Source organism: Bacillus sp. AFS037270 (assembly GCF_002585305.1).
Genome location: NZ_NUNF01000044.1, coordinates 31,980 through 49,682, shown reverse-complemented (window position 1 = coordinate 49,682; position 17,703 = coordinate 31,980). Strand labels below are relative to the sequence as shown.

Sequence of the window (17,703 nt, the reverse complement as noted above, 5' to 3'; positions counted from 1 at the left end):
ATGTTAGAATGGCAATATTGTAGGCAGAAAAAATGGAAAAGGTGGACAACATGATTAAATGTATTGCTTCAGACATGGATGGAACATTATTAAATTCAGTTCAACAAATCAGTGAAGAAAATAAACAAGCTATCCTAAAAGCACAGGCTGAAGGAATAGAATTTGTGGTGGCAACAGGCCGGTCCTATCAGGAGGCTTCCTATGTGTTATCACAGGCTGGCTTAACCTGTCCTGTAATTTGTGTGAATGGGGCAGAGGTCCGCTCAAAGGAAGGGGAAGTTTTATCTTCTACCCCGATTAGTAAACCGCTTGCGAGAGCGGTTGCAGCTAAACTGAGCGAACATGATGTCTATTACGAGGTTTATACTGATAAAGGTGCGTACACACTTGATCCAGATAAAGCCGTTTCCATCTTGGTGGACATTGTCGTCAGCGCTAATCCTGAGATGGATCCTGAAGAAATTAGACATGCAGCGGGGGCAAGGATCCGTGATGGCTTAATTCACCAAACCGACGACTATGAGCTTCTTTTTGCGGATGAAAATTATCAAATCTATAAGGTGCTGGCATTTTGCTTTGATCGCAGTAAACTCAAAGCAGCAGGTGAAGACCTTCATGAGTTGTCGGACTTGGATATTACCTCTTCAGGCCACGAGAATCTCGAAATCACCAATAAACAGGCTCAAAAAGGTCTTGCTCTAGAGGCATTTGCAAAAGCTAAAGGAATTGACATGGCTGAGACGATGGCAATAGGCGATAACTTGAATGATGTCTCCATGTTCGAGCGGGCCGGGAGATCGGTTGCAATGGGGAATGCCAGCTATGAAATTAAAGCACTTTGTGATGTGATTACCGATACGAATGATGAACATGGTGTAGCACAGGCGATTATAGAGGTTTTATAGGGAAGGAAGGGACTAATGGGGGATGAAGGACAGATCAGTACGAGTCAGGAGCCGAAGTGTCCTTCATCTGCCTCCCCGTACCCCCATCTCCTAAAGAACCTCTATCTCCAGCGCACTAACTTGTGAAATGAGCAGGTCTTCATACTCTGTTTGGGCCTGATAGTAGAGTTCGTGCTGTCCGGCATTTGGATTTTCCTTTTGGACTTTTTCCATAATGTCCTTTTGGACCTTTTGGGTAAGGACAATTAGCTTATATTGTTCTTGTTCCGTCGCCCAAAACTTATTTTCACCATACTCGCTGATTAACTTCTTCGTTCCTTCATAATGGCTATATTGTTCACGGACTTTATTGACAGCCGCTGCAACCTCAGTATTCGTGACTTTATGCCCCTTTTCCCCGGCAAGCAATGCCATCGAGCGCAGGCGGATGATTTGGGTTAACAATTGGTTTTTTTCATCACTTGCTTTTTCCTGACTTTCCAAATAAGCAAGCTCTTCCTCTAGCTGCTTTCCGCTGTATTTTTGCTTGGCGGCCTCACGGTTCATTACTAGCTGAAGTTGATTAATGATTTTATAAAAGGCAACATCCTCATTGGTAATCCATTCACCATTTATTCTTGCAACCCCTTTAGGTTGAGTCACATTTATATTAATGACTTTTTCAGTCTTCTTCCCATCTTTTTCTAACGTAAAAGCGGCCTCATATTTACCGCTCATTGGCAGTGCCACTTTTCCGTTATAGGTGCCCTTCTTTCCTTCAACGAGTTGGACATCATAGGTTCCATGATCCATAGTGGTCATCATGAATTCCATGGACACCTTTAGGCCTGTAACTGCCTTTTGATTTTCTGTTACTTGAATTTCAAAGGGCATCTTTGTTTCTTTTTGAAAATAAAGTTCCTTTGTGAATTTTACTTGATAATCAGGTTCGGCCTTGCAGCCTGCAAGCATGACAAGCAACAAGGAGAACAACAACCACACTGATTTTTTCATGCCCCGCTACCTCCTAAATGATGGGTATTCAAAAAATCTGCCACCGTATATTTCTCCATTTTTCCATCCTGTAAATAGACAACATGGGAGCAGATCTGTTTAATTTCATCTAAATGATGAGAAGAGAGCAGGATAGTTTTATCATGTAGAGACTTCAGCACTTGTAAGATTTCCTTTCTGCCCATTGGGTCAATCCCACTTGTTGGTTCATCCAAAATGAGAATGTTAGCATCCTGATAAAGAGTAATCGCAAGGCCAAGCCGCTGCAGCATCCCTTTTGAATACTTTTTTACCTGAACATCGCGGTCCTCCCATAAACGAACGGACTTCAAGACTTGCTCGATCTTCTGCAGATCGGCTGTTTTGGATACAGCCTCTGCAAAAAAGCTCATATTCTCCAATCCGGTCAGCATGGGGTAAAGCATAAATTTTTCCGGTAAATAAGCAATCGAACGCTTCCAGTCATTATTTTTTTTCTTGACCTCAATGCCATTAATGGCGATTGAACCTTGCTTTACAGGCAATAGCCCTAAAAGACTATGAATAAATGTGGATTTGCCGGCACCATTCCGGCCGACGAGTGCACAAATCTCATTCTTATTGATTTTAATAGTCACGGAATCTAATATCGTTTTTTTACCAAAGGATTGGTTTAAATGGGTGACCTCAATCATTCGTAGCCCTCCTTCCGATTAAACACGATGGCTGTTCCAACTGAAATCCCAAGCCAAATCAAAAGATTACCGGCTAAAAAGATGATCGGTTTCGTCCACATAAAGGCTTGCATTAATCTCGACATATGGCCAAAGGAATAAACACCCATCCCGGTTTCTAGGAACATTCTTACTGCTTGAAGCGGATTTAAAAAATAAATAAAAGAAAATAGCTTTACATTTTCATGAGTGACATCTGGTAAAAAAGACAGCAAGATAAAATCGTGCAAGAAGAAAAAGTAAAACCACACAAAAATCGTATAGCCAATAATTTGCATCCGTGATCGGCTGAAGCTGCCAATGGCCGCCCCCATTTGCAAGAATACAAGTGACATCACGACCATGGCGAGGACAAAAAGTAAATAGCTTTTTATATCCAGCTGGAAATTAAATTTTATTAGTAATAGATATAGGAAAAACCAGGTTACAAGCGGGACTAACACCACTATAAACAGAGCAAGGCTTTTCTTAAGAAAAAAGCTTGAATAATGGTCCTTCTTGGTTAACAGCATGATTAAGGTTTTTTGTTCTTTTTCTTGAAAAATTGAAAAAGCCCCTATAAATAAACAGAGAATCGGGATGAAGTAGATAAGTGAATCCAATAAATTGATTAAAAGAATATAAAAGCCTTGATCATATGAAAGGGCAGAGGATCGAAACAAAATGCTGATCGTTAGGATGACAATAATACTTAAAGAAAGCCAGAGCCCTTTCCCTCTTAAGTTTTCCTTCCATTCCTTCCAAATGTAATGCATAGCAGATGTCTCCCTTTTAGTAAAATCAAGCCAATCACTAGCCCAAGCCCAACAAATAGAATCGAAGAATCATTACCTTTTTTTGCTGCTAACGGGTGCAGGTCTTGAAACATGATTTCATCGTTTTTCAGCGTCTGATTTATTTTTTCATAGATTGGAATGGCAGGACTTTTTAAAAATAAGCCTGTTAGTTCTTGGTCTTCAATTAGTTGATGGAGGGAAGAATGATAGGTAACCGGGAAGTCTCCAATCCCGTTCTGATTTAAATCTGTCAGTGGAAAGGCTGCACCCCAATCATTGCCTTTTCCATTCTGGCTCCAGGTATTGTGCCCGCCTTGGCCGCCTAAGGTTACAGCTGGAATGGTGTTGTCTGTAATATGGTTTTGCGTAAAGGTTTGCCGGCTGGAGCTCGCCCACAGTTCAATCCCTATTTGGTTTTGGCTAATGTGGTTGCCCTTCAAGGTGTTTCGGGTGGCCTGATCAATGTAGAGGCCGCGCTGGTTCATGTAAAACGTATTATTTGCTATATAATTATCGTTGGCTTGTAAAAGTAAGAGGCCAAACGATTGATTTCCATAGTTAACGATAAATTGATTATCTTCGAGTTTGAGATGATTGGAATTCATGATGGCTGCGCCGCCCGTATTCATCGTAAAGATATTATTCTTAAAACTATTTTCATCGGAAAACATATAATGCAGGCCATAACGGGTATGGCTTATTTTATTTCCAATGCTGTGATTGTTGTTTGCATAGTCGAAGAACATCCCGTCACGGGTGCCTTCAATTGTGTTTTGTTCTAATCGATTGTGATTGGCGTAATAAACATGAATGCCATTTCCCTGCGAGGCAATCTCACCGTTTCCTAAGCCCGTTATCTGGTTAGAACGGATGATATTATGATGTGCCTGGCTTAAATAGATTCCGTGAAAGGAATCACGGATGGTAATATGGTCTACCACATTATGATTGCTATAAATCTTAATCGCCGCATATTCCTCTGACGAGTTCCGGTCCATACTGCTATGGCTGACTGTCAGATGGCTCAGTTTCACATGAGGAGCCTTGATGGAAATCACGTTACCTGTTCCGTCTCCTTTAATCACCGTTCTTTCTGAACCAATAATCTTCATGCTTTTATCAATAACAATATTACCTTCATAGGTTTGATCTTTAAGTTTTAATACCGCTCCCTCTTTCAGGTTGTCAATCATTGCCTGCAGGTTTTCAGCGGCGATATTTTTTTCTGGTTTGATTAGGATCATGAGCGAAAAAACAAGTAGAAAGAGAGAGAACTTTTTCATATTACTTTCGGTCCTTCCATAACGGAATCAACAATAATAAAAAGGCTGCGATCAATAGATAGGAACCTGTGCCAAGAACGCTATTGGTGACAAAATTTGCGACGGTATTATGGCCCAGAATCGGTGGAACAAATGGATCTATTTTAATAGGTGCCTGTGGGCTGAGATTGGTCCCGAAATCATGCAGGGCTTTTCTTAGGTCAAGTACACCGAGGATACCGCCCGCTGCCATAATACTAATCACCCCGTAAAGGACTGATTTTTTTCTCAGGATGGCTGTTAATAGGATGATTGCAGCCAGTCCGCCAACGAGATAGGATAAGTAGGATAATTCCGGGAAATTGGCTTTACTAAAATTAGCCATGCCGATATAGTGGTTAAGCCCGTTTACGATGTCAATTTGCCCTTCCAATTTATTAGGATAAACGATAATGTTTAACCCCTCCGGGTATTGGGGAGCAAAGAAGATCATCTTCCACCATGGGAAAAATAATGAAGCAATAAGCAGCAAGGCAGAGAGAGTAATCAGGAATGAGCTCACAACTGATAATTTTTTCGTTTTAGCATACAAGTTAATCACACCTTTAATAGTGTTTTTTTGGTTGAAGGAGGAGCGGATATCAGTCCATCCGATACCCGTTCCCAATCTCCTCAACTTATTTCTTAATTCTTCGGTTTTACCAGGAAGTAACCGTTCATTTCTTGGTGCAGAGCAGAACAGAAGTTAGTACAATACAGCGGGAACGTACCTGCTTTGTTTGCTGTAAATTCCAATGTATTGGTTTGACCTGGCTGAACTTCCATGTTTAAGTTGTAGCTATTAATCGCAAAACCGTGGGTAATATCCTCATCAAAATCAATATTGGTCAAATGGATAAAGACATGATCTCCTTGGTTGACTTCAATGACGTCAGGACGTTTTGCTTCTGAATCAAAGATAAACTTGGAACGCATCGCAATACCGTAGACATGAACTTCATTGCCTTTACGGACAATTTTCGTATCATCCTTTTTATAGACGGCGTCCTTATTCTTTTCATCTTTAGGGTAGACATTAATGGTCTTGATCTTATCAGCCTTAATCATCTGCGCATAATGCGGCTCAGGATCAACAGGTGCAGATTGGATAACTTTCATCTTGCCGCTGATATCAATTAATTGCATCGATTCAGGATGGGACGGACCGACGGATAAATAGGTGTCCTTGGCAATCTTATTCAAAGCGACGAGCCATTTGCCGTCAGGGGCAACGGTGTCACCTTCAGCAGACACTGAATGTCCTGGAGAATATTGAACTGGTACACGGTCCAATGTTTCGCCCGTTTTTGGATTCCATTTAACGATTTCAGATGAGATGAACATGGTGGTGTAGGCCATGCCTTTATCATCGAATTGCGTATGAAGCGGTCCTAGGGCATTCTCAGGGTTAACTTCTCGTTCCATGACGGATTTGTAGTTAAGAATGGGAATACTGTTGCGTTCTCCGGCAAAATCCTTATTTTCGACGGCTTTAAAGGCTTTTTCAAATGAAAATACAGTCATAGAAGGGGCAAGTTTACCAGAAGCAATAAAGTATTTGCCGTCCGGTGTAACATCTACGCCGTGCGGCGACTTCGCGACAGGGACTAAGTAAATGCCGCCTTTTTGTTTTTCAGGGTAAATCATCTTTTGGCCGCCAACATTCTCGTACTTGCCTTCCTTGACCATTTTCTCAAGCTCTTTCCAGTTAAAAAGAACAATATAATCACGGTCGGCCTGGGAGGCATTTATTTCTTGATTGGTGGTTGCTTCTTCTGTATTGTAGGTGGTCATAACGGCCCAATCGGCTGAACCTTTTTTACCTGCATCTGAAAGATCATAGGACCATGGCGGCAGGGCAACCTGATAGGCAATCCCGAGCTTTTCATTCTTTTCATCAAACGTAACAGCAGACATCACACCGCGGTACTCTTTGCTATAGTTGTCGAGCGATTCATATTTTTGACCAACTGGGACGGCAAACCGGGTTGGCAGGAACATGTACTCTGTATTTTCTGTTACAAATGCAGCGCAGTGCGGCCCTGCGGTATTCGGTACTTGAATGATGTCTTTGGTTGTAAATGTTTTAAGATCGACGACGGCTGCACGGCTGTTACCGACATCTGTGGCAAACATATATTTTCCGTTATAGTCACCGTTTGTTTCAGAGAAGGCTGGATGGTGAAGGTCACCCCATGTATAGTTCCCCAACATTTTCTTTGATTCCTCATCAAAGCCATATCCTGTTGCAGGATCAGGCGAAAAGACAGGGATCGTTCTAATTTTTCGCATGGACGGCACTCCATAAATAAACATTTGCCCTGAATGGCCGCCAGATGCAAATAGGTAATAGTCATCTTTTTCACCAAATGGTACGTAAACCTTTTCGGCATCGCTCTTGTTGCTGGCAGCAGCCTCTGTATTTGTTTTTGCTGAAAAGTCCGCAAACGAAATCGTTGCGGCAACAAAACCAGCAAGTAATCCCGATGCAATCGGAATCCATTTTTTCATTACACTACACCACCTTATAATAATTAGATAAAACAAATAACTTCGATTACTATCCAGTTCCAGCACCTAGCGACTAGTGTATTGGCCCTCTCCTCCTACGATAAGTCAACATCGAATCGACTGGAGCTCCGTGTTTCCTTTATCTCATTCGGAGCGGATCCAATCCATACGTCGCTAAACAGGCGCTTCCACTTATTTGGTTTCTGACGCTTGTTTAAGGAAATCTAATACTTGTTGGCGCTCTTCATCTGTTAATGGGTTTTTACCAATAACACCTGACATGACTGCTGAAGTAGGCGCTTTCAAGAATTCCTCAATCGGCTTGCCATGCTTTCCTTCCACGTTAATGAACGCTTGTGAAAGGTCTGGTCCTACTGCTCCGCCCTTTAAATTAAGCGATTCAACGCTGTGACAGTTGAGGCATCCTTTTTTGTTTAGTATGTTGTCCTCACTGACAGCAGAAGTAGTCGCCGCCGATTCTTTTGTCTCTTTCGATTCTGTTGTGGCTGAGTTTGTAGCATTTGTCTCTGTTTGTGCAACTTGCGGCTGTTTTTCAGAGGCACCCATTATGACACCAAAAACCAGGTAGCCAAGGCCAAACCCAATTAGTGCACAAATAACAAAGCTAATGACTGCTTTTTGCAAGATTTTCCCCCTCCTATTAATCAAATGAACATCTTCATCGTAAATGCAGGGTACAGGGAAAATTGTGACGTGGAGCACATTTTTAAATAAGTTTTTGAACGTTTTGTGAAGTGGTTGAAAAAGATGAGTGATATCGGGCTTCGAGATATTTGAACGTTTTGTGAATTTCATCACTTTTTATGGAGGGAAATTAGGAAACAAAAAAGCCCTTCGAGTGAAGGACTTTTCTTATGAGAATTTATAGGTCCAGAACCGTTCGTTGTTAAGCCAAACCATAAGCTGCGGATCCTGATTTTTTAGTTTTTTCATCGTATCTTTAAACGAATGCTCTGTTTGCGAGCGGTGTGCCTGAATCGCGGCCAGTTTCTTATCAGCTACAGGCGTAATATTATGAATGATGTCGGCTTCGCCAAGTTCATCGATGCAATTTTTGGAGAAGGCTACACAGTGTAAGGTTGGCCGTGCAGCTGCGGGCATTTTTTCAACCGCCCGTACGACCGCCGCACCAGTGGCATCATGGTCAGGATGAACCGAATAACCAGGATAGAAGGTGATAATCAAAGAAGGATTTACCTCATCAATAATGTCTGCAATCCGGTTTGTCAGTTTCTCATCATCTTCAAACTCAATCGTTTTATCACGATATCCAAGCATCCGTAAGTCTTGGATTCCTAATGCTTCCGCAGCAGCCTTTAATTCTTCTTTTCTAATTTTCGGAAGTTCTTCACGATTCGTAAACGGGGGATTTCCCATATTGCGTCCCATTTCCCCTAAGGTTAAGCAGGCATAGGTGACGGGAGTTCCGTTCTCGACATGGGTGGCAATGGTGCCAGATACCCCAAACGCCTCGTCATCCGGATGAGGGAAAACGACTAAAACATGGCGTTGTTTTTCCATAAAATCATTCTCCTTTCATGTAAATTATGAAATGTCTAGCTCCAGCGCCTAGGGGCTCTTAGGTCTAAGCCAATCCGTCAAGGAGGTTAAAGAACAACCTTCTCGCCGGCTCGTCATATGCCTGTCGCCCCTGTTCAAGGCGCTTCCGCTTTTCTATTCAAATGGTACAGCACTAATTTCTAATGCAACGGCAAGCTTTCCGTCATGGTCATGACCGGCAAGTAATAGGTGGTTTTCTTCATCAATCTCAAAATGGGTGATGCCTTCTGCGTAAATCCAGCCGAGGTTTATTTTTAAACCAACCCGATAAGGTCCGCTGCCCGTAATCTTCCCTAGTTCATAACGGACAAGGGCATTGCGAATGTAAGCTCCGGCAGAAAAGAAGGATTGGTCGTTATGGGATGCGTAGGCACCGTTGGTTGTTTCAAGGTGAATATAGACATCCTTATCGGCAAAACGGTTAATCGTTTCTTGAACCTGTTTAACATCAATGGCTTCCAAAAAAATGCTGCCTCCTTTCGCTCTTGAAAAAATGGATGATAACTAATCAGTATTGTTGTTAATAATGTATTTATCATACTAAAATGATTTGAAAAATGCGAAAAGCGTGCTTATCGAAAAAGAAAAGGCCGAACAATTCGTTCGACCTTATTAAATGGGAGTTATTCCTAGCAGTCCTCACAATACTCTGTGACTGCTTTCTTATTGCGGTAGGCACCGTGCCAGGTTGGACCTACATATTCGTTTAAAGGGAAACCTTGCTGGATACCGGCAGAAACAAATCTCTTCGCAACATCGACGGCATCATAAACGGAATTACCTTTAGCAACCTCCGCTGCGACTGCCGCAGAATTCGTACAGCCTGCACCATGGGTATAGTTTGTTTCAATCTTCTCGGATTCGTAAATCTGAAATTCTTTCCCATCAAATAGAAGGTCAATGGACTTTTCTTCTGTTTGAAGCTTGCTGCCGCCTTTAATCAACACGAACTTAGCCCCTTGATCGTGAATTTTTGCAGCTGCTTCTTTCATTTCTTCGATTGTTTTTGGTGTCTTCATTCCTGCTAGCTGACCAGCCTCAAACAGGTTTGGTGTGACCACATAGGCGCGTGGAAGAAGCAGTTCCCTCATAGCGTCAGCGGTTTCCGGATTTAACACTTCATCTTCCCCTTTACAAACCATAACAGGGTCAATGACAACATTCTTTAATTGATGTTCATCAATCTTTCGTGCTACTAGCTCGATGATTTCAACGGTGCCAAGCATACCTGTTTTCATCCCGTCAATCCCAACGGAAAGAATCGTATCCAGCTGCTTTTCCAGGATATTGACATCAATCGGGAACACGTTATGATGCCAGCCCCTTGGGTCCATGGTCACGATACAGGTAATCCCTGTCATTCCGTATACGCCAAGCTCCTGGAATGTTTTTAAATCCGCTTGAAGCCCGGCGCCGCCGCTTGAATCGGAACCAGCTATTGTTAGTACCTTTTTTATAGTCATTATGTAAACCTCCTTTTGAAAAATAACTCCTTCCTTATTATAAATCAAAATAAAAAATATAACATGAATCGACAATGGACAAATCGTTTGCAGTTAATAGTTACAAAAAAATGACAAATAGACCAATAGTACTATTAGAAACCATCCCAAGTGATAAATATTACTTTCAAAATATTGGTAGAGAAGTACGATAAATACAAAAGCAACGTAGTCTAAAAATGTAACCGTTTTCTGAGGTGAATATCATATCTAGCGACAAGAGTTAATTTGTTAGAAATCTGACACAAATAATCACAGTGTGGTAATGCCGGGATTTTTTACGGGAGTCTAAATACTTTTATTACTAATATCTCGCTTTCAATAGGCAGTTCCTCTTAATGCTGTGACTTAAATCGCTGAGTGACATGGGTCCTATTTTTACAATAATAAATACGGAAAATATCCTTGAGGAGGAGGGAATGTATGAACCGTAAGAGCTGTCCCGATGAATATCCAATATCCTTACATCTAAACAGCTGCGAAATAGCTGTTTTTCAATTAACGAAATATGACCTGAAAGATTGGGCATACGGATATTTGTTTTCTGAAGGATTTATTCAGGATGCAAACGATATTGAAGCTGTCAACATAGATGAAAATATGGGAGCAATCCACGTTACCCTTCACTCCCATTTTGATGAAGACCAATTTTTTTCGAAAAAGAAACACTATACGGCCGGATGCGGCAGAGGTGTCACCTTCTTCTCAATGACGGATGTCAAAGGCTTTGCCGAAGTGTCCTCAGGTCAAAAATATGACTTAAGTTATCTATTAAAAAAGAGAAGTGAATTTGCTGGAAAATCGTCTCTTTATCTAGAAACCGGTGGAATGCATGGCGCTTGTATTGTGGAGGAGGATGGCGCAATCACGATCCGTGAGGATATCGGCCGCCATAATGCGGTGGATAAAATTATTGGCTATGCACTAAGAAAGGGTTTACCTCCTGAACGGTTGATTTTACTTACAACTGGAAGGGTTTCATATGAAATGCTCTCAAAGGCGGCGAAATTTGGCTTTCCTGTAATCGGCTCCCGTACGGCCGCTACCAAACAGGCTGTGCAGCTGGCGAAATTTTTAAATATAGAGGTAATCGGCTATTTAAGAGGAAAAATGGCTGTCATTTATACCTCTTCAGGAAGAGTCAAAAATGATATTACCCAAGAAATAGACTTTGAGAGAACCGTTGAAGGGGGGAATTAACAAACAGAGAAAAACTAAAGGCAGAATAATAGAGAGATAAAGCGGTAAGCTGCCAGCCCAAAGGGAGAGGCGCTTTAAGCTTATAGAGGGATGTCTAATCATTTTTGGGAAGGAGAATAGTGATGGTTGAAATGAACTTAAACCGCCGGCAATTCTTAAAACTATCTGGTGCAACGGCTGCTACCCTTGCAGTAGTTGAACTAGGTTTTAATGATAAAAAAGCCTATGCAAAAACAAAAGATTTCAAGATTGCCAAAGCTACTGTAACACCAACCATTTGCTGCTTTTGTGGTGTAGGATGCGGGATACTCGTCCACACCAAAAATAATACCGTGGTTTATACGGAAGGGGATCCGGATAACCCAATTAACGAAGGTAAGCTATGCAGTAAAGGAACGACATTACGCCAAATATATACATCTGAAAAACGGCTGACAAAACCACTATATCGTGCTCCTGGGAGCAATAAGTGGGAAGAAAAAGATTGGGAATGGATGCTTGACACCATTGCCAAACGTACGAAAGATACACGTGATGCTTCATTTGTTGAGAAAGAAGCAGGCATCATCGTAAACAAAACAGAAAAGATTGCCAGCCTTGGCGGCGCGGCACTTGATAACGAAGAAACTTATCTAGTATCAAAATTAATGAGAGGGCTTGGTGTGACTTACTTAGAGCACCAGGCACGAATATGACATAGTTCTACGGTTGCCGGTCTGGCACCTACATTTGGTCGTGGAGCAATGACAAATCACTGGAATGACCTTCAGTGGACAGATTGTGCCCTCATTATGGGAGCAAATCCTGCTGAAAATCATCCAATCAGTTTTAGATGGCTGACAAAGGCGAAAGAAAAAGGCGGAAAAATTATCAGCGTGGATCCACGTTATACACGTACATCTGCGGTATCTGATCTCTATGCCCCGCTTCGTTCTGGAACGGATATTCCGTTTGTTGGCGGTATGATTAAATATGCTATTGAAAACAATCTCATTCATAAAGAGTATGTTGTGAAATATACGAATGCTTCTTTTATCGTGAAGGAGGGCTACGATTTTAAAGATGGTCTTTTCTCCGGTTATGATGAAGCAAAACGAGTTTACGATAAAACAAAATGGGTGATTGAAACCACTCCTGATGGAAAACCGGTGAAGGATGAAACGTTACAGCATCCTCGTTCGGTCTTTCAATTAATGAAACAACACTATTCCCGCTACGATGTGGATACCGTAACAGCCGTAACAGGAACACCAAAAGAAGATTACATGAAGGTTTGTAAAGCCTTTTGTGAAACAGGAAAAGTGGGTAAATCAGGTACGATTCTCTACGCGATGGGGACTACTCAGCATACAGTTGGTTCTCAAAACGTCCGAATCTTTGCCATCCTGCAGCTTCTCTTAGGTAATATTGGGCTGCCAGGCGGAGGAATCAATGCAATGCGCGGCGAATCCAACGTTCAAGGTTCTACCGATTTCGGTTTACTGTGGGATAACTTAACGGGCTACCTTGCTGCGCCAAAAGCAACGGTTCCTGAACATGCTACACTTGCCGGATACTTGAAAAAAGAAACTCCGCCATCAGGCTATTGGAGCAACAAACCTAAATTTGTTGTCAGCCTATTGAAATCTTGGTATGGCACCAATGCAACGAAGGATAATGAGTTTGGGTACCACTTCCTGCCGAAGGGGAATAAGAACTACTCACATATTAACTTATTTAAGGCCATGTACAACAATGAACTTGAGGGTGCGTTCCTTTGGGGCACCAATCCTGTTGTCGGCGGACCGAACGCCGGCAAGGAAAAGGAAGCTCTTGGTAACCTCAAATGGCTGATAGCGGTTGACCTATGGGAGACTGAAACGTCAGCCTTCTGGCAAAAAGAAGCCGGCAATGACCCAGCCAAGATCAATACAGAAGTCTTCCTGCTTCCAGCCTGTTCTTCTTTTGAAAAAGAAGGAAGTATTTCAAACAGCTCCCGCTGGATGCAATACCGCTGGAAAGCGATTGAGCCAAAAGGCGAGTCTCGTCCGGACCTTGATATCGTCCATGAGCTGGCTGTGAAGCTTAAAAAGCTATATGCAAACAGTCCAAAATCTGCTGACAAGCCATTCTTAGCACTTGATTGGAATTATGGCATGGGCGAAGCGCCAGATTTAGACCAAATTGCCAAAGAAATCAATGGCTACGATCTTAAAACTGGCAAATTATTAAAGACCTTTGGTGATTTAAAAGATGATGGCACAACTTCAAGCGGTAACTGGATTTATTCCGGCTTCTATCCCGAAGAGGGAAAAAATCTTTCCCAACGCCGTGATAATAAGGATACAGGCGGCGGAAACTTCTTAAACTGGTCCTTTGCATGGCCGGCAAACCGCCGAATTCTTTACAACCGCGCAGCAGCTGATCCTAGCGGTAAGCCATGGAGCCAGGAAAAAGCAGTGATTTGGTGGGATGCTGCTCAAAAAAAATGGGTCGGAAATGATGTCCCTGACTTTAAAGCAGTTACAGCCCCAACTGATCCAGGCGGAACAGGTGCTTTCATGATGAACAAAGACGGTGTTGCATTATTATTTGCTCCAACTATGAATGACGGCCCATTCCCAGAACACTATGAGCCATATGAAAGCCCAGTACCAAATGCATTCTCATCAGTAGAATATAACCCTGCAATTGTCATTAATGATGGAGATTTTAACAAACGCGGCTTCAAGGTGGACTACCCGATTGTTGCAACCACCTATCGGGTCGAAGCACACTGGCAGTCAGGTTCGATGACACGTAACCAAGAATGGCTGGCAGAGATTGCACGATATATGTATGTGGAAATAAGTGAAGAATTGGCTAAAGAGAAAGGCATCACAAATAAGGACAAAGTCATTGTTACCTCTGCGCGCGGCAAAATTGAAGCCTATGCATTGGTCACAAAGCGCTACAAGCCGTTTACGGTTAAAGGCAAAAAGGTGCATCAAATTGGAATGCCATGGAATTTTGGATACAAAGGGTATGCAACAGGAGCTACAGCCAACCGCCTGACTCCACATATTGGGGATGCCAACACGATGATTCCGGAATATAAAGCATTCCTATGTGACATAAGGAGGGCTTAACGATGGCTGAATACGTAAAATACGTTGACGTTACCAGATGTGATGGCTGTAAGGCCTGTATGGTTGCCTGTAAAAACTGGAATGACCTTCCGGCAGAAGTAACCGCATTCCAAGGAAGTGCTCAATCACATCCAAAGACTAGTGCTGATACATGGAATGTTCTCCAATATGTAGAGCATGAAAACGGAAAAGGCGATTTAGAATACCTCTTCCGTCACTCATCCTGCTTCCATTGTGATACGGCAGCCTGTGAAAAGGTATGTCCTGAGAACGCCATCAGCTACTCAAAATTTGGGTCTGTTGTAATTGACCATGATAAGTGCGTAGGCTGCGGCTATTGCGTACAAAACTGTCCATTTGAAGTCATCTCATTAAAGACTTACAAAGATAAGAAGGGTAAAGAATATCAAAAATCTCAAAAGTGTACGATGTGTACCGATCGTCTTGAAGAAGGTTTGCAGCCTGCCTGTGTAACAACCTGCCATACAGACGCGATGCAGTTTGGCAAAAAAGATGACATGCTTGCCATAGCACAAAAACGCTTAAGTGAAGTGAAAGACCGTTTTCCAAATGCGAATATCTATAATCCGCAGGGTGTTGGCGGCACGCATACGATCTATTTACTAGCTGAAAAACCAAGTGTATATGGCCTTCCGGAAAACCCTAAGGTTCCAACCTCTGCGGTTGTTTGGAAAGACTATGCACAGCCAGTCGGCAAAATGATGCTAGGTGCAACAACCATGGCAATTGTCGGAGCATTTATTACGAATACCATTATCAGTAAAAAAACACAAGGTCATGAAGACGGAGGTGAGGGCCATGAGTAATAATCAGAAGCATCCGAAAGCTAATGAGCAAATTCGCCGCTTCCCAAAGGCATTTGTTTGGGCACATGCCATTAATGGAATTGCCTTCTTTGCCCTATACATCACGGCCCTTCCAATGTATACCGAATTCTTTGACTGGCTGTATCCCGTTTTCGGCGGACCAGCCATGGCACGGCTATTGCACCGAATTTTCGCAGTAGCGTTCATAACGCCTACATTCATCTTGTTAATTTTTAGTCCGAAGTTCCTTTTTCTTTGGATGAAAGAATTAGTCACATGGAAAAAGCGTGATCTCGAATTTTTCGGTAATTTCGTCAAAGAATTGTTTGGCTTTAAGTTTGGGCATATAAGACAAACATTCTTTAATGCAGGTGAAAAGATTAACTCCATTTTGCAAATTTTCTGTGCAATTTTGGTTATCGCTTCAGGCTTTACGATGTGGTTTCCTGAATATTTCCCGAGAGCACTTGTTCAATGGGGTTACGTCCTTCATAACATTGGCTTTGGCTTAGGAATTGCGGTTATTGTCGGACACATTTACCTGTCTGTTGTTCACAAACACTCTAGACCAGGTTATTCCGGTGTTGTAACAGGTAAGGTTCCGGCATGGTGGGCAAAAGGACACTATGAGGATTGGTATGATGAAGAAGTGAAAAAGGGCAACTTCCCTAACTTGGATGATCCTAAGCATAAACGGGGTGCTTAATAATCGAAAAGCGGAAGCGCCTTGAGCCTCTAAGCGCTGCAGATAGACAGTAAACTAAGTATAAAAGTTAAGAAAAGGAAATGGCTGTCGGATATAAGACAGCCATTTCTTCTCACAAAAACTATTTAATATAAGAGGTGTGCAAACGATGATTAAATCCGTTGTTTCAAATGAATACCAGGAACTGCAAAAGGAAATTATCAAGCTTCAAGAACAATGGAAGCTTCAAATAGAATGGAGGCCCTTCAAAATTAACTTTGATAAAGCAGAAGCTGGGGCTCCTATAGCTGAATTAGCCGAGTTTGAGTTGGATATGCCAAGATACAAACGGTGGATAATGGAATTAATAGATTTGATGATTGAATTTAAACCCGAATTAGAATTAGAGCTATCAAAAATCCCCAGTCTGTTAACGGAAGAAACCCTAATTAATTGGTTTGGAGAGGCCTTTTTTGTTGACTATACCTATTTTAAGCGATTCGCCGAAGAACATGAAATCTTAGAATCACTCCCGCAATTCCTTGCTGAGGTTGCTCTCCGTCCCTTCCTACAATTAATTGCAGAAAAGGCTCAGCCAGAAGTTGAAAGAATGAATATAAGTGAATACTGTCCTGTTTGTTTTGAGCCGGTGAGACTTGCGACACTTGATGAGGAAGGAAAAAAGGTCATTCAATGCCCGCGCTGTCATGCCCACTGGCATGCCAAACGCTTAGAGTGCTCACACTGTGGTAATGAAGACCATACAACAATTCACTTTTTATCAATTGAGGGCGAATCTGCTATGCAAATCCAGGTTTGCGAACAATGTAACGGCTATATTAAAATTATAGATACAAAACAATTTATAACAAAGCCTTCAGTTGCTTTATTAGATCTTTTATCCATTCACCTTGACATTGTTGCTCAAGATAATGGATATTCTCCGGTAAGGGAGAAAAAAGTCGTTCATTGAGAGGGTAATTTATGAAAGCTGCAGCCATTATTCTAGCAGGCGGGAAATCCAGCCGGATGGGCACCAACAAAGCCTTGCTGAAAATAAATGAAAAAACGAATATTGAAAGAATAGCAGATAGGCTAAAACTTCTTTTTGATGATATAATTCTAGTAACGAATGATTCTGAACAATATGAATTTTTAGGTGTACGAATGGTCCCGGATCAATACCCTGGCATGGGGCCTCTCGCCGGAGTACACGCAGGCCTTATGGCGTCAGCCTACGATGTTAATTTTATTGTGGCCTGTGATATGCCGTTTGTTTCTGGAGAGCTGGCCGAAGCCTTGGTTAACAATGCCTTGCACTATGATGCGGTCATACCTGTGATTAATGGCAAACAGCATCCGCTATTTGCTGTTTTTAAAAAGCAAGCAGCGACAATTGTGGAGGAACGGATTAAAGCAGGTCAGCTGCGGATGAAACATTTGCTCGACCATTTGAACGTTTTGTACCTAACCGAAAAGGAATTAGAAACTTACAGTCATATCGAGTTAGCTAAAGTCTTTTTTAATATGAACCATCCAGAGGAATATACAGAGGCCAAAAAGTGGGCTGAGTCTGATTTTACAAACATGTAGAACTACTTA

General features: G+C 42.1%; 17 protein-coding genes and 1 pseudogene. 8 read left to right on the top strand and 10 right to left on the bottom strand.

From position 1 onward, the window contains the following. Positions 1 to 50 precede the first annotated feature (50 nt). Positions 51 to 905, top strand: a complete 855-nt coding sequence (locus COD92_RS21375; RefSeq protein ID WP_098996514.1) for a Cof-type HAD-IIB family hydrolase — start codon at positions 51 to 53, stop codon at positions 903 to 905. A gap of 90 nt (positions 906 to 995) precedes the next feature. Here COD92_RS21375 and COD92_RS21370 read toward each other — a convergent pair whose 3' ends face one another. The 10 genes from COD92_RS21370 to pdxK form a co-directional block, all read right to left on the bottom strand. Further along, on the bottom strand, positions 996 to 1,898 hold the full coding sequence (locus COD92_RS21370; protein WP_098527697.1) for a FixH family protein: 903 nt from the start codon (positions 1,896 to 1,898) through the stop codon (positions 996 to 998). Beyond that, positions 1,895 to 2,572, bottom strand: a complete 678-nt coding sequence (locus tag COD92_RS21365) for an ABC transporter ATP-binding protein (protein ID WP_098996513.1) — start codon at positions 2,570 to 2,572, stop codon at positions 1,895 to 1,897. The genes COD92_RS21370 and COD92_RS21365 overlap by 4 nt, the downstream gene beginning before the upstream one ends. After that, a complete protein-coding gene (locus COD92_RS21360; RefSeq protein WP_098527699.1) occupies positions 2,569 to 3,366 on the bottom strand; it encodes an ABC transporter permease in 798 nt (265 codons plus the stop codon). Before COD92_RS21360 ends, COD92_RS21365 begins: the two co-directional genes overlap by 4 nt. Then, the gene (nosD, locus tag COD92_RS21355) at positions 3,330 to 4,670 is read right to left on the bottom strand and encodes a nitrous oxide reductase family maturation protein NosD (RefSeq protein ID WP_098527700.1); all 1,341 of its coding nucleotides are present in this window, start codon (positions 4,668 to 4,670) and stop codon (positions 3,330 to 3,332) included. Before nosD ends, COD92_RS21360 begins: the two co-directional genes overlap by 37 nt. A gap of 1 nt (position 4,671) precedes the next feature. Further along, positions 4,672 to 5,241 (bottom strand): hypothetical protein, encoded by a 570-nt coding sequence (locus COD92_RS21350; protein WP_098527857.1) that lies wholly within the window; start codon positions 5,239 to 5,241, stop codon positions 4,672 to 4,674. 92 nt (positions 5,242 to 5,333) lie between these two features. Next, positions 5,334 to 7,199: a Sec-dependent nitrous-oxide reductase gene (gene nosZ / locus COD92_RS21345; RefSeq protein ID WP_098527701.1), complete on the bottom strand. Its 1,866-nt coding sequence runs from the start codon at positions 7,197 to 7,199 to the stop codon at positions 5,334 to 5,336. Between the two features lie 192 nt (positions 7,200 to 7,391). Next, positions 7,392 to 7,844 carry a cytochrome c family protein gene (locus COD92_RS21340; RefSeq protein WP_098527702.1) on the bottom strand — a complete coding sequence of 151 codons (453 nt, stop codon included), beginning with the start codon at positions 7,842 to 7,844 and terminating at the stop codon, positions 7,392 to 7,394. A gap of 228 nt (positions 7,845 to 8,072) precedes the next feature. Next, entirely contained in the window at positions 8,073 to 8,741 is a 669-nt protein-coding gene (gene bshB2 / locus COD92_RS21335; RefSeq protein ID WP_098996512.1) for a bacillithiol biosynthesis deacetylase BshB2, read from the bottom strand. A 153-nt stretch (positions 8,742 to 8,894) separates the two neighbouring features. Beyond that, positions 8,895 to 9,242: a YojF family protein gene (locus COD92_RS21330; RefSeq protein ID WP_098527704.1), complete on the bottom strand. Its 348-nt coding sequence runs from the start codon at positions 9,240 to 9,242 to the stop codon at positions 8,895 to 8,897. A gap of 167 nt (positions 9,243 to 9,409) precedes the next feature. Further along, the gene (gene pdxK / locus COD92_RS21325; protein ID WP_098996511.1) at positions 9,410 to 10,243 is read right to left on the bottom strand and encodes a pyridoxine/pyridoxal/pyridoxamine kinase; all 834 of its coding nucleotides are present in this window, start codon (positions 10,241 to 10,243) and stop codon (positions 9,410 to 9,412) included. A gap of 462 nt (positions 10,244 to 10,705) precedes the next feature. On the opposite strand from pdxK, the gene fdhD reads away from it, so the two are divergent. The 7 genes and pseudogenes from fdhD (at position 10,706) to mobA (ending at position 17,694) form a co-directional block, all read left to right on the top strand. Then, complete coding sequence (fdhD, locus tag COD92_RS21320; protein ID WP_098527706.1) at positions 10,706 to 11,482, top strand: formate dehydrogenase accessory sulfurtransferase FdhD; 777 nt, start codon at positions 10,706 to 10,708, stop codon at positions 11,480 to 11,482. Positions 11,483 to 11,604: 122 nt separating this feature from the next. Then, a complete protein-coding gene (locus tag COD92_RS33645) occupies positions 11,605 to 12,177 on the top strand; it encodes a twin-arginine translocation signal domain-containing protein (protein ID WP_098527707.1) in 573 nt (190 codons plus the stop codon). A gap of 12 nt (positions 12,178 to 12,189) precedes the next feature. After that, a pseudogene (gene fdnG, locus COD92_RS21315) lies at positions 12,190 to 14,589 on the top strand (formate dehydrogenase-N subunit alpha); the annotation flags it as partial. A gap of 2 nt (positions 14,590 to 14,591) precedes the next feature. After that, positions 14,592 to 15,416: a 4Fe-4S dicluster domain-containing protein gene (locus COD92_RS21310; protein WP_098527709.1), complete on the top strand. Its 825-nt coding sequence runs from the start codon at positions 14,592 to 14,594 to the stop codon at positions 15,414 to 15,416. Beyond that, positions 15,409 to 16,122, top strand: a complete 714-nt coding sequence (locus COD92_RS21305) for a formate dehydrogenase subunit gamma (protein WP_098527710.1) — start codon at positions 15,409 to 15,411, stop codon at positions 16,120 to 16,122. The genes COD92_RS21310 and COD92_RS21305 overlap by 8 nt, the downstream gene beginning before the upstream one ends. Positions 16,123 to 16,270: 148 nt before the next feature. Next, on the top strand, positions 16,271 to 17,074 hold the full coding sequence (locus COD92_RS21300; protein WP_098527711.1) for a formate dehydrogenase accessory protein FdhE: 804 nt from the start codon (positions 16,271 to 16,273) through the stop codon (positions 17,072 to 17,074). 11 nt (positions 17,075 to 17,085) lie between these two features. After that, complete coding sequence (gene mobA, locus COD92_RS21295) at positions 17,086 to 17,694, top strand: molybdenum cofactor guanylyltransferase (RefSeq protein WP_098527712.1); 609 nt, start codon at positions 17,086 to 17,088, stop codon at positions 17,692 to 17,694. The last annotated feature ends 9 nt before the right edge of the window (positions 17,695 to 17,703 follow it).